Here is a 20,849-nt window from a genome sequence, read left to right on the forward strand (position 1 = left end):
AGCGGATGCCGCGGCCCCAGCTGCCGGCGCTCAGACCTTCAGGTAGCGCGTGATCGCGATCCCGGCCGACACGGCCGCGAGGAGCACGCCCACCGCGACGAGGATCGGCACCACGATGAACGCGTCGGTGAGGTCGACGAACGTGAACGACAGGCTCTGCGCGAGGTAGCCCTGCACGAAGAAGTGCACGATCGCGATCACGGCCCCGCCCGCGAGCAACGAACCGAGCAGGCCGGCGAACACGCCCTCGAGTACGAACGGCGTCTGGATGAACCGGTTCGAGGCGCCGACGAGCCGCATGATGCCGAGCTCGCGGCGACGCGAGAACGCCGAGAGGCGGATGGTCGTCGCGATGAGCAGCGCCGCCGCGACGAGCATGATCGCCGCGATCGCGATGGCCGTGTAGCTCGCCGCGTTCAGCACGTCGAAGATCTGGTCGAGGTAGCGGCGCTGGTCGACGACCTGCTCGACGCCAGCGAGGCCCGCGAGGCTCTCGGCGATGACGGCGGCCTGCGACGGGTCGACGAGGTTCACCCAGAACGTCTCGTTGAGCACCTCGGGCGTCACGTAGTCCGCCGCGGGCGTGCCCTCGAACTGCTGCTGGAAGTTCTCGTACGCCTGCTGGTGGTCCTCGAAGTAGAACTCGTCGATGAACGGATTCAGCGTGTCGGAGTCGAGCTGCCCCTCGACGGCCGCCTTCTGTTCCTCGGTCGCCTCGCCGTCGGTGCATCCCGCGGCGGTCGACACCGACGTGCAGAGGTACACCGCCACCTGCGCTCGGTCGTACCAGTAGTTCTTCATCTGGGCGATCTGCAGCTGCATGAGCGCCGCGGTGCCCACGAACGTGAGGGAGATGAACGTGACGAGCACGACCGACACGACCATCGTCGCGTTGCGCCGCAGGCCGTTCCCGGCCTCGGCGAGCACGAGCCCGAACCTCATTTCGTCGGTCCCACTTCCTGCTGGTCGTCACCCTCGCGCGGTCCGCCGGGGGCGCGCAGCCCGAGGCGCTCGGCGAGGGTCAGGTGCTCGGATGCCACGCCGGACGTCTTCGCGGCGGGGACGGCGGTGCCGGGCTCGGCCGCGGGCTCTGCGGTGTCGCCCGCGTGCGTGACGGGGATGGACGCGGTGGCGGCCGCGGTGATCGCCGCCGCGGCATCCGTCACCTCGTCGCGCTCCTCGGGCTCGACGTAGAGCGGCTGCTTCTCCTCCATGACCTTGCGGTCGACCTTGGGCGCGGCCTTCTTCACGGGCTTCCTCGCCGGGGCGGGCTTCGCCGGGGCGGGCTTCGCCGACGCCGCAGGCGCGCCGGCCGTCGCGGCCTCGCCGTCGGTGTCGGTGGCGAGCTCGGCCGCGGCCGCATCGGCTGCCGCCTGGGCTGCCGCCGCCTTGGGCACGGAACCGGTCGCCTTCGCCGCCCTGGTGCGCGGCGTCGTCGCCTTCGCCTTCCGTCCGCTCTTCGCGGCGGCGCCGCCGCCGAGCACCGCAGCGACGGCCTCCTCGTCGGGCACGGGGGCGGCGGCCTCCGCCGGCGCGTCGACGGGCTCCTCGCCCGTGAGCGCCGCGTCGACGTCACCCAGGGCCGCGCCGTAGCCGGCGCCCCGCTCGTCGCGCACGATCTCGCCGGCCGACAGCTCGATCACGCGGCGCTGCATCTGGTCGACGATGCCGGCCTCGTGCGTGGCCATGACGACCGTGGTGCCGCTGGAGTTGATGCGCTCCAGGAGCGTCATGATCCCCGCGCTCGTCACCGGGTCGAGGTTGCCCGTCGGCTCGTCGGCGAGGAGGATCTGGGGCTTGTTGACGATCGCGCGGGCGATCGCGACGCGCTGCTGCTCGCCGCCCGAGAGCTCGTGCGGCATCCGCTTGCCCTTGCCGTCGAGGCCGACGAGCTTGAGGGTCTCGGGCACGGCCGACTGGATGAAGCCGCGAGACTTGCCGATGACCCGCAGGGTGAACGCGACGTTCTCGTACACGTTCTTGTTCGGCAGCAGCCGGAAGTCCTGGAAGACGACGCCGAGGTCGCGACGGAAGTACGGCACCTTGCGGCTCGAGATCGAGCCGAGGTCCTGCCCGAGCACGTGGATCTTCCCCTTGGTCGGCTTCTCCTCCTTGAGGATGAGTCGGAGGAAGCTCGACTTGCCGGAGCCCGAGGCCCCGACCAGGAACACGAACTCACCACGGAGGATCTCCACCCCGAGGTCGTCCAGGGCGGGCCTCGACTGTCCCGGGTAGGTCTTGGTGACGGCGTCGAATCGGATCATGTCGGATCGAGCCTAAGCAGCCTCGGCGCGGAACGCACCTGCGACTCGCCCGTTTCTCAGGTTGGGTCGGGAGTAGCGTGGGAAGCGGGTGCTGGAGCACACCCGCTGGAGGAACGCATGACGGTTCCACTCATCGGCATCGTGGCCGACCGCAAGGCCGCGAGCTACGGCTCGTGGGTCGACATCCCGACCGACGCGATCTCGCACACCTACGTCTCCGCGGTGCAGGAGGCGGGCGGCGCGCCGATCATCTTCCCGAGCCTCGACGTGCACGTCGACGACCCCGAGCGCCTCATCGACCTCGTCGACGGGCTCTTCCTGCCGGGCGGGCGCGACCTCGACGCCGAGCTCTACGGCAGCGTCGCGCATCCGACGAACGACAAGCCCCTGCGCGTGCGCGACGAGCTCGAGATCGCCCTCACGCAGCTCGCGCGCGAGCGCGACATCCCGATCCTCGGCGCGTGCCGCGGCATGCAGGTGCTCAACGTCGCGCTCGGCGGCACGCTCGAGCAGCACCTCGGCGACCGCATCGACCTCACCCCGCACCGGAACATCTACGGCGAGCACACGTCGCATCCCGTGTCGATCCTGCCCGACACGCTGCTGCGCAGCATCACGCACGAGGCCGACTTCGAGATCTCGTCGCACCACCACCAGGGCGTCGACCGCCTCGGCGAGGGGCTCGTGGTCTCGGCCAGCGCGCCCGACGGCGTCGTCGAGGCGATCGAGACGACCAACGGCGCGTTCTGCCTCGGCGTGCAGTGGCACCCCGAGGAACGGCTCGACCCCGAGGGCATCGCCCTCATCCGGGCATTCGTGCAGGCGGCGCGCACGCGGGCGCTCGCGAAGTTCGCGATGCGGTCGTAGCGTCCAGCCGGCGCGCCCAGCGGATGCCGCGGGCGCGCGGCATCCGTCACCGAGTCGACTCGGCTACTCCAGCTTCTGCTTGCGCCACTTGATGCCGGCGGCGATGAACCCGTCGAGGTCGCCGTCGAACACCGCGTTGGGGTTGTTCACCTCGTGCTCGGTGCGCAGGTCCTTCACCATCTGGTACGGCGCGAGCACGTAGGAGCGCATCTGGTCGCCCCAGCTCGCGGTGATGTTGCCGGCGAGCTCCTTCTTCTGGGCCGCCTCCTGCTCCTTCTGCATGAGGAGCAGGCGCGACTGGAGCACGCGCATGGCGGCGGCGCGGTTCTGGATCTGCGACTTCTCGTTCTGCATCGAGACGACGACGCCGGTGGGGAGGTGCGTGATGCGCACGGCGGAGTCGGTGGTGTTGACGGACTGCCCGCCGGGGCCGGACGAGCGGAACACGTCGACCCGGATGTCGCCCTCGGGGATGTCGATCTCCTCGGTCTCCTCCATGAGCGGGATGACCTCGACGGCGGCGAACGACGTCTGCCGCTTGCCGGCCGCGCCGAACGGGCTCATGCGCACGAGGCGGTGGGTTCCGGCCTCGACGCTCAGCGTGCCGAACGCGTAGGGCGCGTCGATCTCGAACGTCGCGGACTTGATGCCCGCCTCCTCGGCGTAGCTCGTGTCCATGACGGTGGCGTCGTAGCCGTGCTTCTCGGCCCAGCGCAGGTACATGCGCATGAGCATCTCGGCGAAGTCGGCGGCGTCGACGCCGCCCGCACCGGCGCGGATGGTGACGACGGCCGGCCGGCCGTCCCATTCGCCGTCGAGCAGCGTCTGCACCTCGAGGTCGCCGACGGTCTTCTGCAGCGCGGCGAGCTCGGCGCGCGCCTCGGCGGCGGACTCCTCATCGTCGGCCTCGTTCGCGAGCTCGACGAGCACCTCGAGGTCGTCGAGGCGCGAGTCGATGCTCTTCACGCGCGCGAGCTCGGACTGGCGGTGGCTCAGGGCGCTGGTGACCTTCTGGGCGTTCTCGGTGTCGTCCCACAGGTCGGGGGCGCCGGCCTGCTCGGAGAGTCTGGCGATCTCGGCTTCGAGGGCGTCGACGTCGACGACGGCACGGATGTCGCGGAAGGTGGAGCGCAGGGAGGCGATGTCCTGCGTGAGGTCAAGATCCAACATGGCCTGTCCAGCCTAGTCGCGCCCGGCGTACACTGCGGATCGACGGCGGCATCCGGGGGGACGGAGCCGCGCCGAAGGGGGCGACCGATGTCGGGTCACGCGTACCTCACGTTCTTCGACGACGCGCCGGGCGAGTCGCCCGCGGTCGGGCACGAGGACTGGATCGAGCTGCTGTCGTGGAACTGGGGCGTGACCGCCCAGGTCGGTCCCGGCGGTCCGGGCGGCGGCCCGGGCGGAGGGAGCGGGGGCGGGGCCGGGCGACCCGATCCGTCGGCGCTCGTCTGGGAGCACGTCTTCGACGCGGCATCCACGAGGCTGCTCGGATTCGTGGTCTCGGGCCGGCGTATCCGCAAGGCCGAGCTGCACGTGACCCGCGGCGGCGGGCACGGCGGACGCGACGCGTGGCTCATCGTCACGATGGAGGACCTCGTCGTCACGTCGGTGCACACGGCGGGGTCGGCCGACGGGGAGGTCGAGCAGACGGTCGGCATGGAGTTCCGCTCGGTGAAGTTCGCCTACCGGCGGCAGCGGCCCGACGGGACGCTCGCCGACCCGATGACGTTCTCGTGGAACGTCGCGACCGGCGCGGTCGGCACGACGCCGTGAGCAATCGCCCGCTGGTCTCGCGACGGTGAGGCCGCGATCGGGGCGCACGGATGCCGCGCGCCCCGGGTGTAGCGTCGAAGGCGATGACCGACGCGACGCCTCCGTTCTCCTGGCGCTCGATCATCCTCCCGGCCTACCTGCCGACGCTGCTGTTCTCGATCGGCGAGGGCGCGATCATCCCCGTCATCCCGGTCGTCGCGACCGATCGCGGCGCCTCGCTCGCGCTCGCGGGCCTCATCGCCGCCATGCTCATGGTCGGCGAGCTCGCGGGCGACCTTCCGGCCGGCTGGCTCGTCGCCCGCATCGGCGAGCGGAACGCCATGATCGGCGCGTCGCTGCTCGCGGTCATCGGGGTGCTCATCGCCCTCGCCTCCCCCACCGAGCTCGCCCTCGGCATCGGCATCTTCCTGCTCGGCCTCGCGACGGCCGTGTTCGGGCTCGCGCGGCACGCGTTCCTCACGAGCTACGTGCCCGAGGCGGTGCGGGCGCGGGCGCTCTCGACGCTCGCGGGCGTGTTCCGCGCGGGGTGGGCGGTCGGCCCGTTCGTGGCCGCCGCGCTCATCGCGTGGACCGGCTCGTCGGAGGTCGTGTTCTGGGTGCTCGTCGCGGCGTGCTTCGCGGTCGTCGTCGTGCTCATCGTGCTGCCCGACCCCGAGCGCGTGTTCGGGGCCGCGCGACTCGTGCGCGAGGCATCCGCGGATGCCGCGTCGTCGCGCGACGGCTCGGGCGTCGCACGCACCGCCGGTGAGGCCGAGGCGGATGCCGCGTCGCACGGCGTGTTCCGGGCGATCGTGACGTACCGCGCGGTGCTGCTGCGCATCGGCAGCGGCGTCGGCCTGCTCGCGGCCGTCCGCGCGAGCCGCACGGTGATCCTGCCGCTGTGGGCGGTGTCGATCGGGATGCCGCCCGAGGCCGCCGCGCTCGTGATCGGCGTCTCGGCGGCGATCGACTTCGCCCTCTTCTACGTGAGCGGCCAGGTCATGGACCGGTTCGGCCGGCTCTGGAGCGCCATCCCCGGGCTCGTCGGGCTCGGCACGGGGCACCTGGTCCTCGCGTTCACGCACGACGTGCCGGGTGCCGAGGCGTGGTTCACGTTCGTGGCGCTGCTCTTCGGCGTCGCGAACGGGCTCTCGAGCGGCGTGATCCTCACGCTCGGCGCCGACCTCGCTCCGAAGGCGAACCCGGCGCCGTTCCTCGGCGCCTTCCGCACGATCGGCGACGCGGGCCAGGCGGTCGCGCCGCTCATCCTCGCAGGCGTGACGTCGGCCGTCTCGATCATGGCCGCGAGCGCGACGATGGGCGTGCTCGGGTTCGTCGGCGCGGGGATCCTCTGGCGGTACGTGCCGCGGTACGTGCCGAATCCGCGGCACTCGCGGCGGGCGGGCGGGTCGGAAGGCTCTGGACCGCCGGAGCCGCCCGGCGCGCCCGGCCTCGATGACTGACGTCCCGGCTCGTCGCGTGGAGATACTGGACACGTGATCGACACCGTCGCCGCAGCCGTCGGCACCATCATGCTGGCCACCGCGCTCGGCGCCGGGTTCGGGGTGCTCGCGACCCGCGGACCGCGCGGCGGCCGCCGACCCGTGCCGGTGGCGACGATCGTCGCCCTCGTCGTCGTGGGCGTTCCGACGCTGCTGCAGTTCACGGCCGTGCCGTCGCTGCTGGACGCGCTCGAGCGCGACCGGGAACGGATCTTCGACGGCGAGATCTGGCGACTCGTGACCCCGATCGTCGTCCAGGACAGCGGCGCCACCGGCACGATCACCAACCTCCTCTCCCTCGCGCTCATCGGTGTCGTCGCGGAGCGGATCTGGGGCGCGGCGCGGTGGGTGCTCATCGCCCTGGTGTCGGGACTGCTCGCCGAGCTCTGGGGACTCGTCGTGGATCCCGTCGGCGCCGGCAACTCGGTCGTGGTCTACGGGCTCGCGGCATCCGTGGCCGTCGCGGCGCTCGTGCGGGGACGCGGGCCGGCGCGCATCCTCGCGGTCATGAGCCTCGTGGGCACCGCGGTGCTGCTGGGTGTGGGCGACCTCCACGGCGGCGCAGCGGCGGCCGGCGCGGTCATCGGCGGGATCCTCGTGTGGACGGAGCGCACCGCGGACGCGACCGCGGAGTCGCCGCAGATCAGCTGAGCTTGTCGCGCGCCGCCTCGGCGGCGTCGACGTCGTCCTTCGCCCGGTCGACGGCCACCTCGGCCTTGTTCCGCACCCGCTCGGCGTCGCGCTCGTCGCGCTCGGCGTCGACGATCTCGGATCGCAGCGCCTTCAGGCGCGTCTCGAGCTCGTGGCGTTCGTCGCGGAGCTCGTCGGCATTCCACTCGGCGGCCTTCAGCAGGTCCTCGGCCTCGGCGAGCGCTTTCGCGGCGGCGTCGAGGCGACCCTTCGCGTCCTGCACGTCGGCGTCGGCCTGCTCGCGGGCGGCGCGGGCGGCCGCCTCGCGCTCGGCCGCGGCATCCGCTTCGGCCTGCTCGTCGGCCCCCTCGCCCTTCTTGCCTGCGCCGGTCCTCTTCGCGGTACCGGTGGCGGCACCGGGCTTCGCCGCCCGCAGCTTCCGGGGTCGAGCAGCGGATGCCTCGCCGGCGACGGCCCCGTCGAGGTCGACGGCCTCGAAGCCCACGGCCTGCAGGCTCCGGGTGAGCCGTCCGGTGCGCAGCGCACCGCCGGCGGCCTCGTCGACGGTGGCGGCGATGAGGGTCTGCTCGACCTCGTCGAGCACCGCCCGCGAGGGCGAGCGGTCCGCGGCATCCGCGATGTGCGTCGCCTGGCGCAGCAGGCCCGCGATGAGCTGCCGACGCTCGGCGCCCACGGTCGTGAGGGTCTTGCCGTCGCCGGCGGCCTGGGCGTCGCGCAGGTCGGCGCCGAGGTCGAGGAGCTCGTCGACGGCGTCGGGCTGCTCTCGCACGAGCTGGTTGAGGATCCACGCGGCGGGCGACGGCTTGCGGAACTCGCCGATGCGCTGGCCGAGCGCCGTGTCGTCGGTCTTCGCGTCCCTGGCGCGTGCATTGCGGGCGGCGGTGAACTCCTCGGGCACGAGTGCGTAGAGCTCGTCGGCCGCGGCGGTCAGCGCATCGGTGGCCATGCGCTCCATCATGGCGCGGCGGCGCGCGGGGCGCGAAGGGTCACGCCGAGAAGTACACGACCGAGAGGATGATCGCCTGGCTCACGAACACGAACCCGCTCACGATGATCGCGGCGAGCGACACCCAGCCCGGACCGTTGGCGGGGTCGCGCCTGAACTGCCGCCGGCCGAGCACGCCGAGGATGATGCCGCCGGCCGCGGCGACGAGCGCCGGCACCGCCGGCAGCGCGAGCGCGAGCACGCCCAGCAGCAGCCCGACGACCGCGAACAGCGGGACGCGGCGCCTCGCGGGGTTCGCGCCGGGGCGGTCGGCGCTCATCGAGCGAGTCCTTCGTCGGGCCGGCGTTCGGTGCTGGGAGGGGCGGCGGTCATGCCCTCCAGTCAACCGCATGCGCCCGACCCGGTCGCCGTGTGCCCCGGTTGGGGGCCGCGTGTCCCGAGCCGATGGGGGGTGACTCGGCCTCCCGCTCCGCTATGTTCGCAACGAGGGCCGGTCCCGGGGCCCGATGACGGAGGACGCGGATGACCCGATCCGAGCCCGCAGGCCGTAGGCAGCCTGCTTCGGCACCGCAGGAGGCTGCGGGCATCGTCGACCTGATGACGCCCGTCCGCGGCGTCGCCGCGGTCGACCCGATCGACGCCCTGATCGAGCGAATCGTCACCGAGGAGCACGACACGCTGCGCCAGGCGTTCGCCGAGGGCGCGGAGTTCGCGGTGACCCACCTGGAGTCGCCGAGCGAGCGCATGCTGCACCGGCTCGAGTGCGCATCACTCGAGCCGCACCTCGACCTGCGCGCCCGCTGGAGCGCCGGCCACCGTCGTCGCCTGCACGACGACCGCACCTACCGGCTCCCGCTGCCGGCACTCGTCACCCGCGAGTCCGCGCGGGGTCTCTCGGGCGTGCGCAGCTGCAAGGTGTGCTGGCCGAACGTGCACGGCACGGAGCCGCGTCCGCTGCGCAGGCTGCAGGCCCGCGGCATCCGCTCGCACCACATCGGGCACGTGCTTTCGACGGACGACGGCCTCTCGCTCGGGACCATCGTGCGCTCGGCGCACCAGACCGGCGCCGACCTGTTCGGCGAGCGGCAGGAGGTCGTCGAGATCATCACCACCGCGCGCACGATGCAGTACTCGCCGTCGGACCACGTCTTCATCTGGGACCTGCCCACCGACGAGGAGGCGATCCGCCGCAAGACCCAGCTCTTCGAGCGGTTCGGCCCGGGCTTCGCGCCTACGTACTGAGCCGGACGTACCGCGAGATGGTGAGGCGGGAGCGACGGCATCCTGGGTGGCTGTGGCTCGGGCTGGGCTTCGTCTTCGGTGTCTTCGCAGCCTTCACGGCCACCGTGCTGGTGCCCGACGCCGAACGACGAGACTCGGGCGATGGTCTTGGCTACCTCGTCCTGGGCGTCCTGCTGTTCGGAGCAGGTGCGCTCGCCCTCGTCGTCACCGGCGTGGTCCTCGAGCTGAAGGCGTCGGCCCGCCGACGGGCCCATGACCCTCATCCTGACGCGGTTCCTCCACGAGTGTGAGCTCGGTGCTGCGCGCGCCCCGATGTGCTGACGGGTCGACGCCCGCTGCGAACGTACCGACTCACCGTCGACGATTGCCTGCGCGGTTGCGGCTCAGCTCGACGGAACCCATGGGCCTTCGATGTCAGTTGCCTCGGCGCCGTCTCCCGGCCACGGCGGAATCGTCACGCCGAGGATTCGTAGGGGCACATCGCCGTCCGCTCGGAACTGGAATGCCGTTCCCAGGGGGATCGTGAGGCTCGTACCAGGCGAGAGTTGCGCATACACTTCGGTGTCTCCTCGCCGCCGCCACATCTGACCCGTACCTTCGAGGACGAACCAGACCTCTTCGATCGTGCGGTGCGCCACCGCCCGCGATGTCGTCCCGGGCGTCAGAGAGAACTCGGCCGTACTTCCACCATCCACTCGACAGAGGACACGAACGTTCGAACCGTCCGGTGCTGTCTCGAATACGGCATCTTCGTGCGTGCGAGTGTCGATCTCGGACATGCTTCCCCCGTTCTGCGCGGGCTGGTCACGATCCACCGTTGTGAACGGACGATTCGCCATCCCGATCCCGACGATACCGACGCTTCACCCCGGCCGCGTGCGATGCCGCGCTACGACGTTCCACTAGTGGAACACCGACCGCGCGGTCACGGTGACCTCGATCGGCACCTCGAGGGGGACCAGGTCGGTGGAGATCGGCGCCCGCCAGACCGAGCGCAGCGTCACGGTCGCGCTGCGGCCGTCGGTCGAGGTAGCGCTCACGAGTACGACGTCGCCGAGATCGGTCGCCGCGTCGGCGAGATACTCCCCTGCCGCTCTCTGCACGTCCCCATCCTGAAGATCGAGCGTGAGCCGGCCGCCGTCGACCCGCACCGATTCGAGCTCCCAGGCCTCGGCCGCCGCGAGCGCGGCGCCGTCGGCGACGGTGAAGAGCCGCTTGCGCTCGAGGTAGAGCGTCGTCGCCGAGGCGACGACGAGGATGATCGCGAGGCCGAGCACGCCGTAGCCGATCGTGAGGAGCAGCGTCGACCCGGTCTCGTCCTGCGCCGCGCGTGTTCGGAGCGTCCGCATCACGACGCACCCGCGAAGCGGGAGACGGTCTGCGTCGCGCTCGCCTCGACGGGCACGCTGCCGACGGCGGTGAGCGAGAGCACGTCGGGCACGAGCGGCAGCTCGACCCGGGCGGCGACCGTGACGCGCACCCGCGTGCCCGGCTCGCCGCAGTCGGTGCGATCGCAGCGCACGGTGACGGATGCCGCATCCGCGTCGATCCCGTAGTCGGCAAGCGTCACCCGCACCGCGCGTTCCACTGCGGCATCCGTCGCGCCCTGGTCGGTCGCCGTCACCGCGACGCGAGCGGCCTGACGCGCCGCGCCCTCGACGCCGAGTGCTCCCGCCTGCACCGCTGCAACCGCGAGCACGAGGTAGACGAGCGGCACAAGCAGGAGCATGCCGACCGTGAGGAACTCGAGCGAGGCCGAGCCCTGCTCCCCCGCGATGCGTCTCACGAGTTGCCGGGCGACGACGCTCACCGGTCGATGTTCAGTCGAGCGTCTCGAGTGCCGCATGACCCGACACCTCCAGGCCGCGCTCGACCCCCAGCAGGCCGACGACCGGCAACGTCGCGCGGACCGTCACCTCCACCGCCGGCACGCCGCCGACCGAGGTCGTTCCCGCGGTGATGTCGCGCGCGTACTCCGCGGAGATGGCCGCTGAGATGAGGTCGCGGGTCCGCGCGGTGCCGTCGCTCGCCGAGGAACCGGCCAGCGCCGCGAACCTCGCGCCCTCGGCCGCCGCGTCGAGCAGCGTGTTGCGCACGTGCAGTGCGAGCGCGAGCTGCACGACCGCGACCGCGAGCACCGTGAGCAGGACGCCGACGAGCGTGAACTCGGCGACCGCGGAGCCGCGCTCCTCGCGAGCCAGCGCCCGGAGCGCCGAGCCCGAACGGCGCGCTCGCGGAGCCGCAGACCAGCGCCTCAGAACCCGAGGACCCGGCTGATCGCCTGATCGAACACGCCGCTCAGCGCCGGGCCGGCCAGACCCCAGATCACGATCACCAATCCCGCCGTCATCAGCGTGATCAGCACCCATCCGGGCACATCGCCGCGTTCCTCGCGCAACCGCGCGATGAGCTCTCGCATGGACTGTCCTTTCGTCGGCGCACCCCCCGGTGCGCGATCGGAGCGCCGCTACGGCCGGCATCAGAAGCCCGCCTGCAGCACGAGGTAACCCGGGAACAGCGCGAACGCGACGGTTACGGGCAGGATCAAGAAGACGAGCGGCACGAGCATGGATATCTCCTTGCGACCTGCGAGCTCGATGATGGTGCGCTTCGCCTCTTCGCGTGCGTCGCCGGCCTGCGATCGAAGCACCGCCGCCAACGGCGCACCACGATCCAGCGCACCGAGCACCTGGTCGATCGCGCGGGAGAGGGCCGGGTGATCGAGGCCGTCGCGCAGGTCGGCAAGGGCACGACCGAGGGGAATACCCGTGCCCACCTGGCTCACCACGCGCGCGAACTCAACGGGAAGCTCGCCGGAGCCGGCGTTCGCGACGCGGCGGATCGCGTCGAGCATGCCCTCGCCCGCCGTGAGGCTGAGCGTGAGGAACTCGAGCACGGTCGGCAGCTCCGCGGAGATGCGCGCGAGTCGTCGCCGAGCCCGGCGCTGCAGCGTCCAGTCACGGAGGGCCGCGCCGATCGCGGCGGCGAGCACGGGTGTAGCGATCCGCACGACGACGGGAAGCCCGCCGAATGTCGGGACGAACAGCGCCACGGCCGCGCCGCCGACGAAGCTGGCGGCGGCCCACGCGAGCTGCTCGCCGCGGAAGCGTTCGACGGATGCCGCGGCGCCGGCCTGGCGGAGGCGCCTGGCGATCGTCTCGTCGCCGCCGAGCCACGTCGACATGATCGTTCGCGCTCGCCGGGCGGCCGGCCCCACGAGCACCCCGAGCACTGGAGTCGGGTCCGCGGGACGACGATCGAGCAGCGCGCGAGCCGCCGGCGACAGGTCGGCCACGTACGGCGCAACGCGCTCGACGAGCCTCGGCCGACCGAGGCGCGGCACCGCCGAGGCGACCAACCAGAGCCCGAGGCCAAGAACGGCGCCGAGCACCACTCCGAGGGCGCCGATCACGTTCAACGCAACCATCGGCGCTCCTCGGGGAGGCGCCCGAGCGCGATCATCGCGCGGTAGGCGACGAACGTCACGACGACACCCACGACGATCAGCACGCTCCCCGCACCCGAGTCGTAGGCGACGAGCGTCTCCTGTCGCGAGGCGAGGACGAGCAGCAGCAGCCACGGCGCGGCGACGCCGAGGCGCGCGGCGTTCCGGATCCAGGACTGCCGGGCGACGACCTCCGACCGCACGGCGGCGTCCTCACGGAGGTAACCGGCGAGTCCGCGGAGCACGGCGGTCACGTCACTCCCGCCGACCTCGCGGGCCATGCGCAGCGTCTCGAGGATGCGGTCGGCGGTCGGGTCGGCGAGCGAGGCCTTCAGGCGATCGATGCACTGGCCGAAGTTGCCGCTCCGTCGGAAGTCCGCCTCGAACTCGGCGAAGGCCGGCCGCGTGACGGCAGGCCCCAGCTCGGCGAGCGCGGCGAGACTGTCGGGCAGCGACATCCCGGCGCGTACCGAGGCGACGAGGTGGTCGACGACGTCGGGCCAGATCGCACGGTTGGCGGCCCGACGCCGTGCCGCACGCGCATTCACGACCATCGGCACCAGCGCAGCTCCCAGCACCGCCGCCACGACCGTGAGGATCGGCACGCGGAAGACCGCCTGGGCGAGCGCCCCGGCCACGAGCGCGAGCAGGAGGCAGACGATCGCCACCACCGGAATCGGGACACCGCCGAGTCCGGCGAGTGCGAGGGCATCGCGCGCGGAGTCGAACGCCCGGGATTGCGAGGTCTCGTTCGGCCGAGCCGGCCACAGCCACGGCGAGAGGACGAGGAGGACCCCGAGTCCGAGGATGCCGCCGAGGATCAGGCTCATGCGGCATCCGGAGCGAGGACGATCGCGGGATCCAACCCGACGGCGTCGTACTTCGCCATGCGCGGCGGCAGCGCACCGGTGGGCACGAGCTGACCGCTGCGACGCGTGAAGATCGGCTCCATCTCGACCACGCCGTCGACGGTTGCTCCCGACGTCGCCCCGACCTCGGCGACGTGCCGGCCGCCATCGCGATCCATGCCGAGGTGCACGACGAGGTCGATGCAGCTCGCGACGGTCGGCACGACGAAGGACGCGTCGATGTTGCGACCCGCGAGCAACGGCAACGTGCACAGCTTCGTGAGCGCGTCGTGCGCCGTGTTGGCGTGGATGGTGCACATGCCGGGAACGCCCGAGTTCAGCGCGATGAGCAGGTCGAGGCTCTCGGCCTCGCGCACTTCGCCCACGATGAGCCGGTCGGGCCGCATGCGCAGCGCCTCCTTGATGAGCCGCCGCAGCGTGATCTCGCCGGTGCCCTCCAGGCTCGGCTGGCGGCACTGCATCGACACGAGGTCGCGCACGTCGAGGTCGAGCTCGAACGTCTCCTCGACGGTCACGACGCGATCTCCGGTGCGCGCCGCCGACATGAGCACGTTCAGCATCGTCGTCTTGCCGGTGTGCGTCGCACCCGACACGAGGATGTTGGCGCCGACGAGCACGCTCATGCGCAGGAACTCGGCCGCTTGCCGCGTCAACGAGCCGAGCTCCACGAGCTGCGACAGCGAGTGGATGCTGCGCCGGAACTTGCGGATGTTCACCGCCCAGTGCGCCCGCGTGACGTCGGGGATCACGACGTGGAGCCGCGACCCGTCGGGAAGGGAGGCGTCGACGAAGGGCGACGAGAGGTCCACCCGGCGGCCGGAGTGCTGCAGCATCCGCTCGACGAGCTCGCGCACCTCGCGGTCGGAGAGGACGACCGGTGTCAGCTCGCCGACGCCGTCGCGGGCGACGAACACGCGCGTCGGCGCGTTGATCCAGATCTCCTCAATGCTCGGGTCGTCGAAGAACGGTTGCAGCGGCCCGTAGCCCGTGATCGCCGCCACGACGTCGCGCACGGTGCCCGACTCGTCGGCGAGCTGCGCGTGCGCACCCGCGAGCGCACGTTCGCTGTAGCGGCGCACCTCCTCGTCGGCGAAGCGGCGCGCGGCCGTGCCGTCGGCGCCGAGATCGACGCCCTCGCGCAGGACCCTGGTGCGCACGCGCTCGGCGATCGTGCGCACGGGGTCGGTCATGGCTCCATCTTGGAGAAGAGCGGATGCCGCTCCCCGGACTTATCCACAGCAGAAGGCGACGGCGCCTGAGCTGTCGAGGCGAACTCTCGGCCGAGTCACGCTGCCGAGATGAGCCGAGGAGTCGGCAGCAACGTCACGACCACGACGAGACCGGTCGCACCCTCGTGTGACGCGTCCGCGACCACCGTCGTCCTTGCCCTTCATCGACGACCGGAGCCCCTGGGAGCGCACTGAGCATCTCGCAACCCTCGTATCGGCGGCGATCCCCTGCACGCGCTCTCGTCATCACGGCTGCGACGAATCCGAGCTCCATTGCCCTCATCCTCCTCGGTGGAGTTTCCATCTAAGTTTACTTAGATAGTAACATTACCGGTGACCTTCTACAATGGATTAGCCGGTAACATCTGCGGATGAATGTGAATGGAGGAACCGATGGTCGGAGCGGAACGATTTCCCCGCCTGGTGGGCGGGCATGTCGCGCTCGACTTCGTCAACACCGAGGTCATGTCGCGCGGGGACCCCTCGGAGGACGTGCTCGTCTCGGCTCCGGAGTTCCTGGCCTGGTGCGCGCACGCCGGCGTCGCCTCGGCTCAGGCGGCGGCGCCGAATCCGCCGTCTCAGGCGCAGGAGCGCGCGTTCCTGAAAGAAGCCGCCGCAGTGCGGGGTGCCATCGGATCGATCATCGAGGCGATCGCGGATCATCGGGACCCCGACCCGGATGCCCTCGGGGCCCTCCAGGCGGCATGGGGCGACGCCGTCGAACGAGCCGTCCCGACGTTCGACGGGCAGCGGCTCACCTGGACGTGGGAGCCGAACACGTTCCGCGCGCCACTGTGGGAGCTCACCGGTGCCGCCGTCGACCTGCTGGCCACCGGTGCGACCGAGCGCCTGAAGGCCTGCCCCGGCTGCGGATTCGTGTTCCTCGACGCGACGAAGAACGGAACGCGCCGGTGGTGCTCGATGGACGACTGCGGAAAGCAGGAGAAGATCCGGCGCTACGTCGCCAAGCGCTCCCAGGCTCGAGCAGCGGCGAGCTCCTGAGCTGACCGCTCACTCCATCGCTTACGCGACGCCGAGCGAGGTCGTGCATGCACGCCTCAGCGGCCGTTGACCTTCTCGACCTGCATCACGAGGATCACGCGGTCGGACTTGTCGGCCGGCGCCGGGGCATCCGGATCGCCGTAGCGGTTCGCGAGGTGCACGTAGAAGGCGCCCTCGGGGTCGGGCACCACCTCGGTGAGCCGGCCGCGCACCTCGACGTACCGGAACGGGCTCTCGGGGTCGAGCGCCTCGAGCGTCATGCGCGGGTCGTGCTGCAGGTTGCGGAACTTCGCCCGCTTGGTCGTGTGCGTGAAGCGGATGACCCCCGCTTCGCGGTCGAACTCGAACCACATGGGATTCACCTGCACGGTGCCGTGCTTGCGCACGGTGGCGAGGTGCCCGAAGACGGGCGCGTCGAGGATGCGGGCGAAGTGGTCGGTGAGTCCGTGGGTCATCCCTCCAGTCAAGCGCACCGCGGCATCCGTCACGTGCACGGCGGCTCGAGGCGGATGCCGCGAGCGACACGCCCGTCCGTCGCCGGTCAGTCGCCCGTCCAGGGCGCGCGCCAGCCGCCGAGGTCGGCGGCGACCGACTCGGCCTGCGGCGGACCCCAAGTGCCCGGCTTGTAGGTGTGCACGGGCGGCGGGGAGTCGAGCAGCGGCTGCAGCACCCGCCACGCGGCCTCGACGGTGTCCTGCCGGGCGAAGCGCGGGGTCGCGCCGATCAGGGCGGCGTGCAGCAGCACCTCGTACGGGGTAGGCCCGTCGCCGCCCTCCTCCGCGAACTGCATGTCGAGCTCGATGGGGCTCGGGAGCGGGGCATCCGCTCGCTTCGCATTGAGCACGATGCGCACGCCGGTGTTCGGGCTGATCCGGAACACCAGTTCGTCCGGCGCGGTCGACGCGTTCTGAAGCCCGAAGCCGAGCTTCGGCGACGGCTTGAAGACGAGTCGCACCTCGGTCTGCGTGAGTGGCAGGAGCTTGCCCGTGCGGATGAGGAACGGGACGCCCGACCAGCGCCAGTTCTCGATCTCGAGCCTCAGGGCCGCGAACGTCTCGGTCGTCGAGTCGGGCGCGACACCCGGGAGGTCGTGGTAGCCCTCGAACTGGCCGCGGACGTAGGCGCGCGGATCGGCGGGCGCCATCGCTCGGAACAGTGACGTCTGCATGTCCTGCAGCGTGGTGGGATCCCCGCCAGCGGGCGCCTCCATGGCGGTGGCCGCGACGACGAGCATGAGGTGGTTCACGACGACGTCGCGCAGGGCGCCGACGGGGTCGTAGAAGTGGCCGCGGTTGTCGAGCCCGAACTGCTCGGCCATCGTGATCTGCACGAACTTCACGTAGTTGCGGTTCCAGACGGGCTCGAGCATCGTGTTCGCGAACCGCAGGTAGAGGATCTCCTCGAGGCCCATCTTGCCGAGGTAGTGGTCGACGCGGAACAGCTGCGACTCGTCGACGTACTGGTGCAGGTCGGCGGCGAGCGCGCGGGCCGACGCGAGGTCGTGTCCGAACGGCTTCTCGACGATCACGCGGGCGCCCGTCACGAGCCCGGCGCCGGCGATCCCCTTCACGACGGTCGCGAACAGGTTCGGCGGTATCTCGAGGTAGAACACCGGATGCCGCTTGCCCTCGATCGCGGCGGCGACCCTGGTGTACGTGGCGTCGTCGGCGAAGTCGCCCGAGACGTAGCTGAACCGGGCGGCGAGGCGGGCGAAGACGTCCTCGTCGAGCGGCTCCCCAGTCGCGACGATCGACGTGCGGGCGCGCTCGATGAGCTGGTCGACGGTCCAGTCGTCGACGGCCACGCCGACGATGGGCACGTCGAGCATGTTCCGCCGCTCGAGGCGGTAGAGCGATCGGAACGTCATGACGCGTGCGAGGTCGCCCGTGAGTCCGAAGATCACGAGTACGTCGCCGCGGGCGCCGGTCACGCCCTGGCGGCTCGCGAACATGCGGTCCATGGGCGCGTTCGCGGCCGTCTGGGCCGGCGCACCCGTCGTGGCATCCGTGGTCGCACCAGCTCCCGTCGCGGCATCCGTCGCGTTCGTGCCGCTCGCGGCATCCGTGGCCGGTGCCGTGTCGTTCGAGGCATCCGCGTTCGTCGCCATCGTGGCCCCCCGTCGCTCGGGCGGGCGTTCAGTACCCGACCGCTCGTGGCCGATCGTCCCACGACGCGGGCGGCGCCCGCCAGTGCCGCGGACGTGACGCCTAGACTGAACGGGCACTTGCGGGAGTGGTGAAATCGGTAGACACGCAGGATTTAGGTTCCTGTGCCTTCGGGCGTGAGGGTTCAAGTCCCTCCTTCCGCACTGACGCCGAAGTGCCTGCCTCCCCTTCGTTCTGCGTGCCTCTCCGTTCCGCGCACGCATCGCGAGTCGTAGCGTGGTCGTGAAGCACCAACAGGACCAGGGCGACGGCGGCAACAACGACAAGGGCGGCGGCAAGGACGAACCCTGCGTCATCGCCCCGGGATCATCGGGTCAGCTGCGCGAGTCGAGCGTCGCGTCGCGGGGTCGTCGACGACCGCGCCCATCGCGAGCCACTCCGCTCGGGCGGCCGCACGGGCATCGCGACGGTGCCTCAGCGTCGGTCTCAGCGCGAAGAACAGCGTGGAGCCGATGAAGACGACCAACCCGATGAGGGCGAGGAGCTCGGGCATGCGGGGATGCTACGCCGCACTTCGCGAGGTCGTCAGACCCCCATGCGGGTCTCGTGGCGGGATGGCGATCACCGGGTCGAATCGAGCTCGGTGTTGGCCGGGGTCCCGTGCATGCTCGTGCTCTCGGTCGGCGTGCTCGTGGTGTCGACGGGTGCCAGGGGCATGGTGGCAACGGCCAGCACGAGGATCACCGCCCCCAGGAACGCCAGGAGCAGACCTCCGGCCTCTCGATCGCTGATCATGCCCCGGATATGCGGGCCCTCCGTTGACGTGCTCAATTCAAGTCTCCGTTCGCGTTCGGGTCGCGTGCTGTGCAACCTTGCCTGTCTATCTCGACATGGCGACCAGAAGCGAGCCCTTGACTCGGCGACGGAGGCATGCAGGGCGTCAGCCCTCGGCCGTGCACGGCTCGGGCGTGAGTCGCAGCAGGCCGTTCAGGCCCGCCTCGCCGGCCATCGTCTCGAGCCAGAGTTGATTGAGCACGGGCTGCCGGTTGCCCACGTACCCGAACTCGAGCGGGGTGCTCTCGTTGATCCAGACGGTCTCGAGCCTGGTGCCGTCGTCGAGGTCGAGCGCGAACGACTCCTTTCGTCACAGCTTGTTCAGGATGACGACCTGCAGGTGCGAGAGCGAGCGGTCGTCGATCTCGAACTCCGCGGTGCGGTCGTGGAAGAGCGAGCCAATCGGTGCCACCCCGGTCTGGCTCCCGGTCGGCATCAGGGTAGCGCCGAGGCCTCTCCCGCCGGAATCGTCGTCGCAACCAATGGCGTCGCTTGAACATCAGGTAGACGATCACATCCACGAAGACGATGGCGAAGCCGACGTCAACGCACGGGGATGCGGGGCGGAGGGGCTTGCGCTCAGCCCGATTACGGTGGAGGGCATGCGCGCATGGCACTCCGCATCGACCGAACGCGAGCGACGGGCGACCCGATGAGCGCCGCGATCGACGCCTTCGTCGAGCGCGTCGCGGATGCCGCGGCCGGACCGAACGCCGCCAACATGTTCGACCGGTCCGATCCGACGAACGCCGTGCGACGGCGCAACCTCACCCGGTACCTCGAACAGCTCGCCGAGCGCGGCCCCACGACGCTACTCGTCGGCGAGGCGCCCGGCTATCGGGGCATGCGCATCACGGGCGTGCCGTTCACGAACACGGCGATCCTCGCCCGCGGCGTCCCGGAGTTCGACCTGCTCGGCACCGCCAACGGCTACGAACTGCCCGACCCATTGCCCGGGGTCGCCGCCGAGCCGACCGCGACCGTGATGTGGACGACGCTCGTCGAGCTCGACGTCGTGCCACTTCTGTGGAGCGCCTACCCGCTGCATCCGCATCGGCCGGGCGCGCCGCTCACGAATCGCAAGCCCACCACCGCCGAGACCGCAGCCTGGACGTGGTCGTGGCAGGAGCTCGAGCGGATCTTCCCGATCCGCTCGATCGTCGCCGTCGGCAACGTCGCCGCCGAGGCGCTTGCGCGAGCCGGCCGCTCGGTGCCTCGCGTGCGGCACCCGGCTCACGGCGGACGCGTCGAGTTCGCGAACGGGCTGCGTGCGCTGCTCGACGATGGCGTGATCAACTAGCCCTGTTCTAAAATCGAACACACTGTTCGACTGATGAAGCAGGAGCCCATGCCCGCCGCCACCGACGAGACCACGCCCGGAACCCACTCGCAGACGTTGTCGCGCGGCATCCGGGTGCTCGAGATCCTCGCCGATGCGCGCGAGCCGCTCTCGATCGACGAGCTGGCGCAGCGGCTCGGCGTGCATCGCTCGGTCGCCTACCGGCTGCTGCGCACGCTCGAGGCGCACCGCCTCACCGTGCGCGACGCGCGCGGACGGATCACCCTGGGGGCCCGGCTCGCCGCGCTCGCAGCGGGCGTCGCGCACGACCTGCAGGCCGAAGCGCTGCCCGAGCTCACGGCCGCGGCGAACGACCTCGGCATGACGTGCTTCCTCGCGGTGCTCGACGGTGATGAGATCGTGACGCTCACGAGCGTCGAGCCGCGCCACGCGATCGCGTCGGTCGCGCAGCGTCCGGGCACGCGGCACTCGATCGGCGTCGGCGCACCGGGCAAGGTCATCCGCACGCTCACGCCGCAGGGCGAGTGGGGCGACGTGGATGCCGCGCACCGGGTGGAGCTCGAGGAGGCCCGGTCGCAGGGCTACGCGATCAGCCACGACGAGGTCATCCCCGGCCTGCGGTCGACGGCCGTGCCGCTGCAGCTGCCGAGCGGGCAGCCGGCCGCGCTCGCGGTCGTCTACGTGTCGAGCGGGCGGACCGACCCCGAGATCGCCGAGCGGCTCACATCCGCGTCGCGGTCGATCCGCAGCGCGCTCGGCGCCTGAGGACGGGCGCGCTCGGCGCCTGAGGACGGGCGCTTGAGGACCGACCGCGCACGCCGGCACCGCGCGGCCGCGC

Annotated in this window: 25 protein-coding genes, 1 tRNA gene and 1 pseudogene; 9 read left to right on the forward strand and 18 right to left on the reverse strand. The window is 71.3% G+C overall.

The genetic code is table 11. The annotated features are described in order from the left end of the window. Positions 1 to 30 precede the first annotated feature (30 nt). Both ftsX and ftsE read right to left on the reverse strand, forming a co-directional pair. On the reverse strand, positions 31 to 942 hold the full coding sequence (gene ftsX / locus ACWEOH_RS17770) for a permease-like cell division protein FtsX (RefSeq protein ID WP_148734621.1): 912 nt from the start codon (positions 940 to 942) through the stop codon (positions 31 to 33). Next, entirely contained in the window at positions 939 to 2,264 is a 1,326-nt protein-coding gene (gene ftsE / locus ACWEOH_RS17775) for a cell division ATP-binding protein FtsE (RefSeq protein ID WP_452033209.1), read from the reverse strand. The genes ftsX and ftsE overlap by 4 nt, the downstream gene beginning before the upstream one ends. A 117-nt stretch (positions 2,265 to 2,381) precedes the next feature. On the opposite strand from ftsE, the gene ACWEOH_RS17780 reads away from it, so the two are divergent. Beyond that, positions 2,382 to 3,131 (forward strand): gamma-glutamyl-gamma-aminobutyrate hydrolase family protein, encoded by a 750-nt coding sequence (locus tag ACWEOH_RS17780; RefSeq protein WP_452033211.1) that lies wholly within the window; start codon positions 2,382 to 2,384, stop codon positions 3,129 to 3,131. Between the two features lie 63 nt (positions 3,132 to 3,194). On the opposite strand, the gene prfB is transcribed toward ACWEOH_RS17780, so the two are convergent. Beyond that, complete coding sequence (gene prfB / locus ACWEOH_RS17785; RefSeq protein ID WP_452033213.1) at positions 3,195 to 4,301, reverse strand: peptide chain release factor 2; 1,107 nt, start codon at positions 4,299 to 4,301, stop codon at positions 3,195 to 3,197. 87 nt (positions 4,302 to 4,388) lie between these two features. Between prfB and ACWEOH_RS17790 the strand changes: the two genes are divergently transcribed. From ACWEOH_RS17790 to ACWEOH_RS17800, 3 genes are all read left to right on the forward strand, one after another. Next, positions 4,389 to 4,907: an Hcp family type VI secretion system effector gene (locus ACWEOH_RS17790; protein ID WP_452033215.1), complete on the forward strand. Its 519-nt coding sequence runs from the start codon at positions 4,389 to 4,391 to the stop codon at positions 4,905 to 4,907. A gap of 83 nt (positions 4,908 to 4,990) precedes the next feature. Then, positions 4,991 to 6,349 carry an MFS transporter gene (locus ACWEOH_RS17795; RefSeq protein ID WP_452033216.1) on the forward strand — a complete coding sequence of 453 codons (1,359 nt, stop codon included), beginning with the start codon at positions 4,991 to 4,993 and terminating at the stop codon, positions 6,347 to 6,349. 33 nt (positions 6,350 to 6,382) lie between these two features. Continuing rightward, positions 6,383 to 7,039: a rhomboid family intramembrane serine protease gene (locus ACWEOH_RS17800; protein WP_452033218.1), complete on the forward strand. Its 657-nt coding sequence runs from the start codon at positions 6,383 to 6,385 to the stop codon at positions 7,037 to 7,039. Here the strand turns inward: ACWEOH_RS17800 and ACWEOH_RS17805 are convergent. Together ACWEOH_RS17805 and ACWEOH_RS17810 are read right to left on the reverse strand one after the other, a co-directional pair. Further along, positions 7,032 to 7,985 (reverse strand): hypothetical protein, encoded by a 954-nt coding sequence (locus tag ACWEOH_RS17805; RefSeq protein WP_452033220.1) that lies wholly within the window; start codon positions 7,983 to 7,985, stop codon positions 7,032 to 7,034. The genes ACWEOH_RS17800 and ACWEOH_RS17805 overlap by 8 nt on opposite strands. Before the next feature lie 40 nt (positions 7,986 to 8,025). Then, positions 8,026 to 8,304 (reverse strand): hypothetical protein, encoded by a 279-nt coding sequence (locus tag ACWEOH_RS17810; RefSeq protein ID WP_452033222.1) that lies wholly within the window; start codon positions 8,302 to 8,304, stop codon positions 8,026 to 8,028. Between the two features lie 203 nt (positions 8,305 to 8,507). Here ACWEOH_RS17810 and ACWEOH_RS17815 point away from each other — a divergent pair, with 203 nt between their 5' ends. Further along, positions 8,508 to 9,227 carry a hypothetical protein gene (locus ACWEOH_RS17815; RefSeq protein WP_452033224.1) on the forward strand — a complete coding sequence of 240 codons (720 nt, stop codon included), beginning with the start codon at positions 8,508 to 8,510 and terminating at the stop codon, positions 9,225 to 9,227. A gap of 383 nt (positions 9,228 to 9,610) precedes the next feature. Here the strand turns inward: ACWEOH_RS17815 and ACWEOH_RS17820 are convergent, their stop codons facing one another. The 8 genes from ACWEOH_RS17820 to ACWEOH_RS17855 all read right to left on the reverse strand — a co-directional run bounded on the left by ACWEOH_RS17820 (position 9,611) and on the right by ACWEOH_RS17855 (position 14,731). After that, on the reverse strand, positions 9,611 to 10,006 hold the full coding sequence (locus ACWEOH_RS17820) for a cupin domain-containing protein (RefSeq protein WP_452033226.1): 396 nt from the start codon (positions 10,004 to 10,006) through the stop codon (positions 9,611 to 9,613). 123 nt (positions 10,007 to 10,129) lie between these two features. Next, a complete protein-coding gene (locus ACWEOH_RS17825; RefSeq protein ID WP_452033228.1) occupies positions 10,130 to 10,576 on the reverse strand; it encodes a pilus assembly protein TadG-related protein in 447 nt (148 codons plus the stop codon). After that, the gene (locus tag ACWEOH_RS17830) at positions 10,576 to 11,037 is read right to left on the reverse strand and encodes a hypothetical protein (RefSeq protein ID WP_452033230.1); all 462 of its coding nucleotides are present in this window, start codon (positions 11,035 to 11,037) and stop codon (positions 10,576 to 10,578) included. Before ACWEOH_RS17830 ends, ACWEOH_RS17825 begins: the two co-directional genes overlap by 1 nt. 10 nt (positions 11,038 to 11,047) lie before the next feature. Continuing rightward, positions 11,048 to 11,485 carry a TadE/TadG family type IV pilus assembly protein gene (locus tag ACWEOH_RS17835; RefSeq protein WP_452033909.1) on the reverse strand — a complete coding sequence of 146 codons (438 nt, stop codon included), beginning with the start codon at positions 11,483 to 11,485 and terminating at the stop codon, positions 11,048 to 11,050. After that, positions 11,482 to 11,646 carry a hypothetical protein gene (locus tag ACWEOH_RS17840; RefSeq protein ID WP_187432685.1) on the reverse strand — a complete coding sequence of 55 codons (165 nt, stop codon included), beginning with the start codon at positions 11,644 to 11,646 and terminating at the stop codon, positions 11,482 to 11,484. The genes ACWEOH_RS17835 and ACWEOH_RS17840 overlap by 4 nt, the downstream gene beginning before the upstream one ends. A gap of 60 nt (positions 11,647 to 11,706) precedes the next feature. Then, positions 11,707 to 12,654, reverse strand: a complete 948-nt coding sequence (locus tag ACWEOH_RS17845) for a type II secretion system F family protein (protein WP_452033232.1) — start codon at positions 12,652 to 12,654, stop codon at positions 11,707 to 11,709. Further along, positions 12,642 to 13,502, reverse strand: coding sequence for a type II secretion system F family protein (locus ACWEOH_RS17850; protein ID WP_452033234.1), 861 nt, complete (start codon positions 13,500 to 13,502; stop codon positions 12,642 to 12,644). Before ACWEOH_RS17850 ends, ACWEOH_RS17845 begins: the two co-directional genes overlap by 13 nt. Next, positions 13,499 to 14,731, reverse strand: a complete 1,233-nt coding sequence (locus ACWEOH_RS17855) for a CpaF family protein (protein WP_452033235.1) — start codon at positions 14,729 to 14,731, stop codon at positions 13,499 to 13,501. The genes ACWEOH_RS17850 and ACWEOH_RS17855 overlap by 4 nt, the downstream gene beginning before the upstream one ends. Positions 14,732 to 15,193: 462 nt before the next feature. On the opposite strand from ACWEOH_RS17855, the gene ACWEOH_RS17860 reads away from it, so the two are divergent. Beyond that, complete coding sequence (locus ACWEOH_RS17860) at positions 15,194 to 15,772, forward strand: CGNR zinc finger domain-containing protein (protein WP_452033237.1); 579 nt, start codon at positions 15,194 to 15,196, stop codon at positions 15,770 to 15,772. A 56-nt stretch (positions 15,773 to 15,828) separates the two neighbouring features. Here the strand turns inward: ACWEOH_RS17860 and ACWEOH_RS17865 are convergent, their stop codons facing one another. Beyond that, entirely contained in the window at positions 15,829 to 16,227 is a 399-nt protein-coding gene (locus ACWEOH_RS17865) for a PPOX class F420-dependent oxidoreductase (protein WP_452033239.1), read from the reverse strand. 86 nt (positions 16,228 to 16,313) lie between these two features. Continuing rightward, positions 16,314 to 17,879 carry a glucose-6-phosphate dehydrogenase gene (zwf, locus tag ACWEOH_RS17870; protein WP_452033241.1) on the reverse strand — a complete coding sequence of 522 codons (1,566 nt, stop codon included), beginning with the start codon at positions 17,877 to 17,879 and terminating at the stop codon, positions 16,314 to 16,316. Between the two features lie 119 nt (positions 17,880 to 17,998). Here zwf and ACWEOH_RS17875 point away from each other — a divergent pair. Further along, positions 17,999 to 18,080: transfer RNA gene (locus ACWEOH_RS17875), tRNA-Leu, on the forward strand. A gap of 149 nt (positions 18,081 to 18,229) precedes the next feature. On the opposite strand, the gene ACWEOH_RS17880 is transcribed toward ACWEOH_RS17875, so the two are convergent. The 3 genes and pseudogenes from ACWEOH_RS17880 to ACWEOH_RS17890 all read right to left on the reverse strand — a co-directional run bounded on the left by ACWEOH_RS17880 (position 18,230) and on the right by ACWEOH_RS17890 (position 19,147). Beyond that, positions 18,230 to 18,430 (reverse strand): hypothetical protein, encoded by a 201-nt coding sequence (locus tag ACWEOH_RS17880; RefSeq protein ID WP_452033243.1) that lies wholly within the window; start codon positions 18,428 to 18,430, stop codon positions 18,230 to 18,232. Positions 18,431 to 18,498: 68 nt separating this feature from the next. Further along, entirely contained in the window at positions 18,499 to 18,672 is a 174-nt protein-coding gene (locus ACWEOH_RS17885; protein ID WP_452033245.1) for a hypothetical protein, read from the reverse strand. A 145-nt stretch (positions 18,673 to 18,817) separates the two neighbouring features. Next, positions 18,818 to 19,147 (reverse strand): annotated as a pseudogene (locus ACWEOH_RS17890) (DUF7882 family protein). Between the two features lie 174 nt (positions 19,148 to 19,321). Between ACWEOH_RS17890 and ACWEOH_RS17895 the strand changes: the two are divergent. After that, positions 19,322 to 20,011 (forward strand): uracil-DNA glycosylase, encoded by a 690-nt coding sequence (locus ACWEOH_RS17895; protein WP_452033247.1) that lies wholly within the window; start codon positions 19,322 to 19,324, stop codon positions 20,009 to 20,011. Positions 20,012 to 20,044: 33 nt separating this feature from the next. Beyond that, the gene (locus ACWEOH_RS17900) at positions 20,045 to 20,776 is read left to right on the forward strand and encodes an IclR family transcriptional regulator (protein WP_452033249.1); all 732 of its coding nucleotides are present in this window, start codon (positions 20,045 to 20,047) and stop codon (positions 20,774 to 20,776) included. The last annotated feature ends 73 nt before the right edge of the window (positions 20,777 to 20,849 follow it).

It is taken from the genome of Agromyces sp. NPDC004153, from assembly GCF_053603635.1.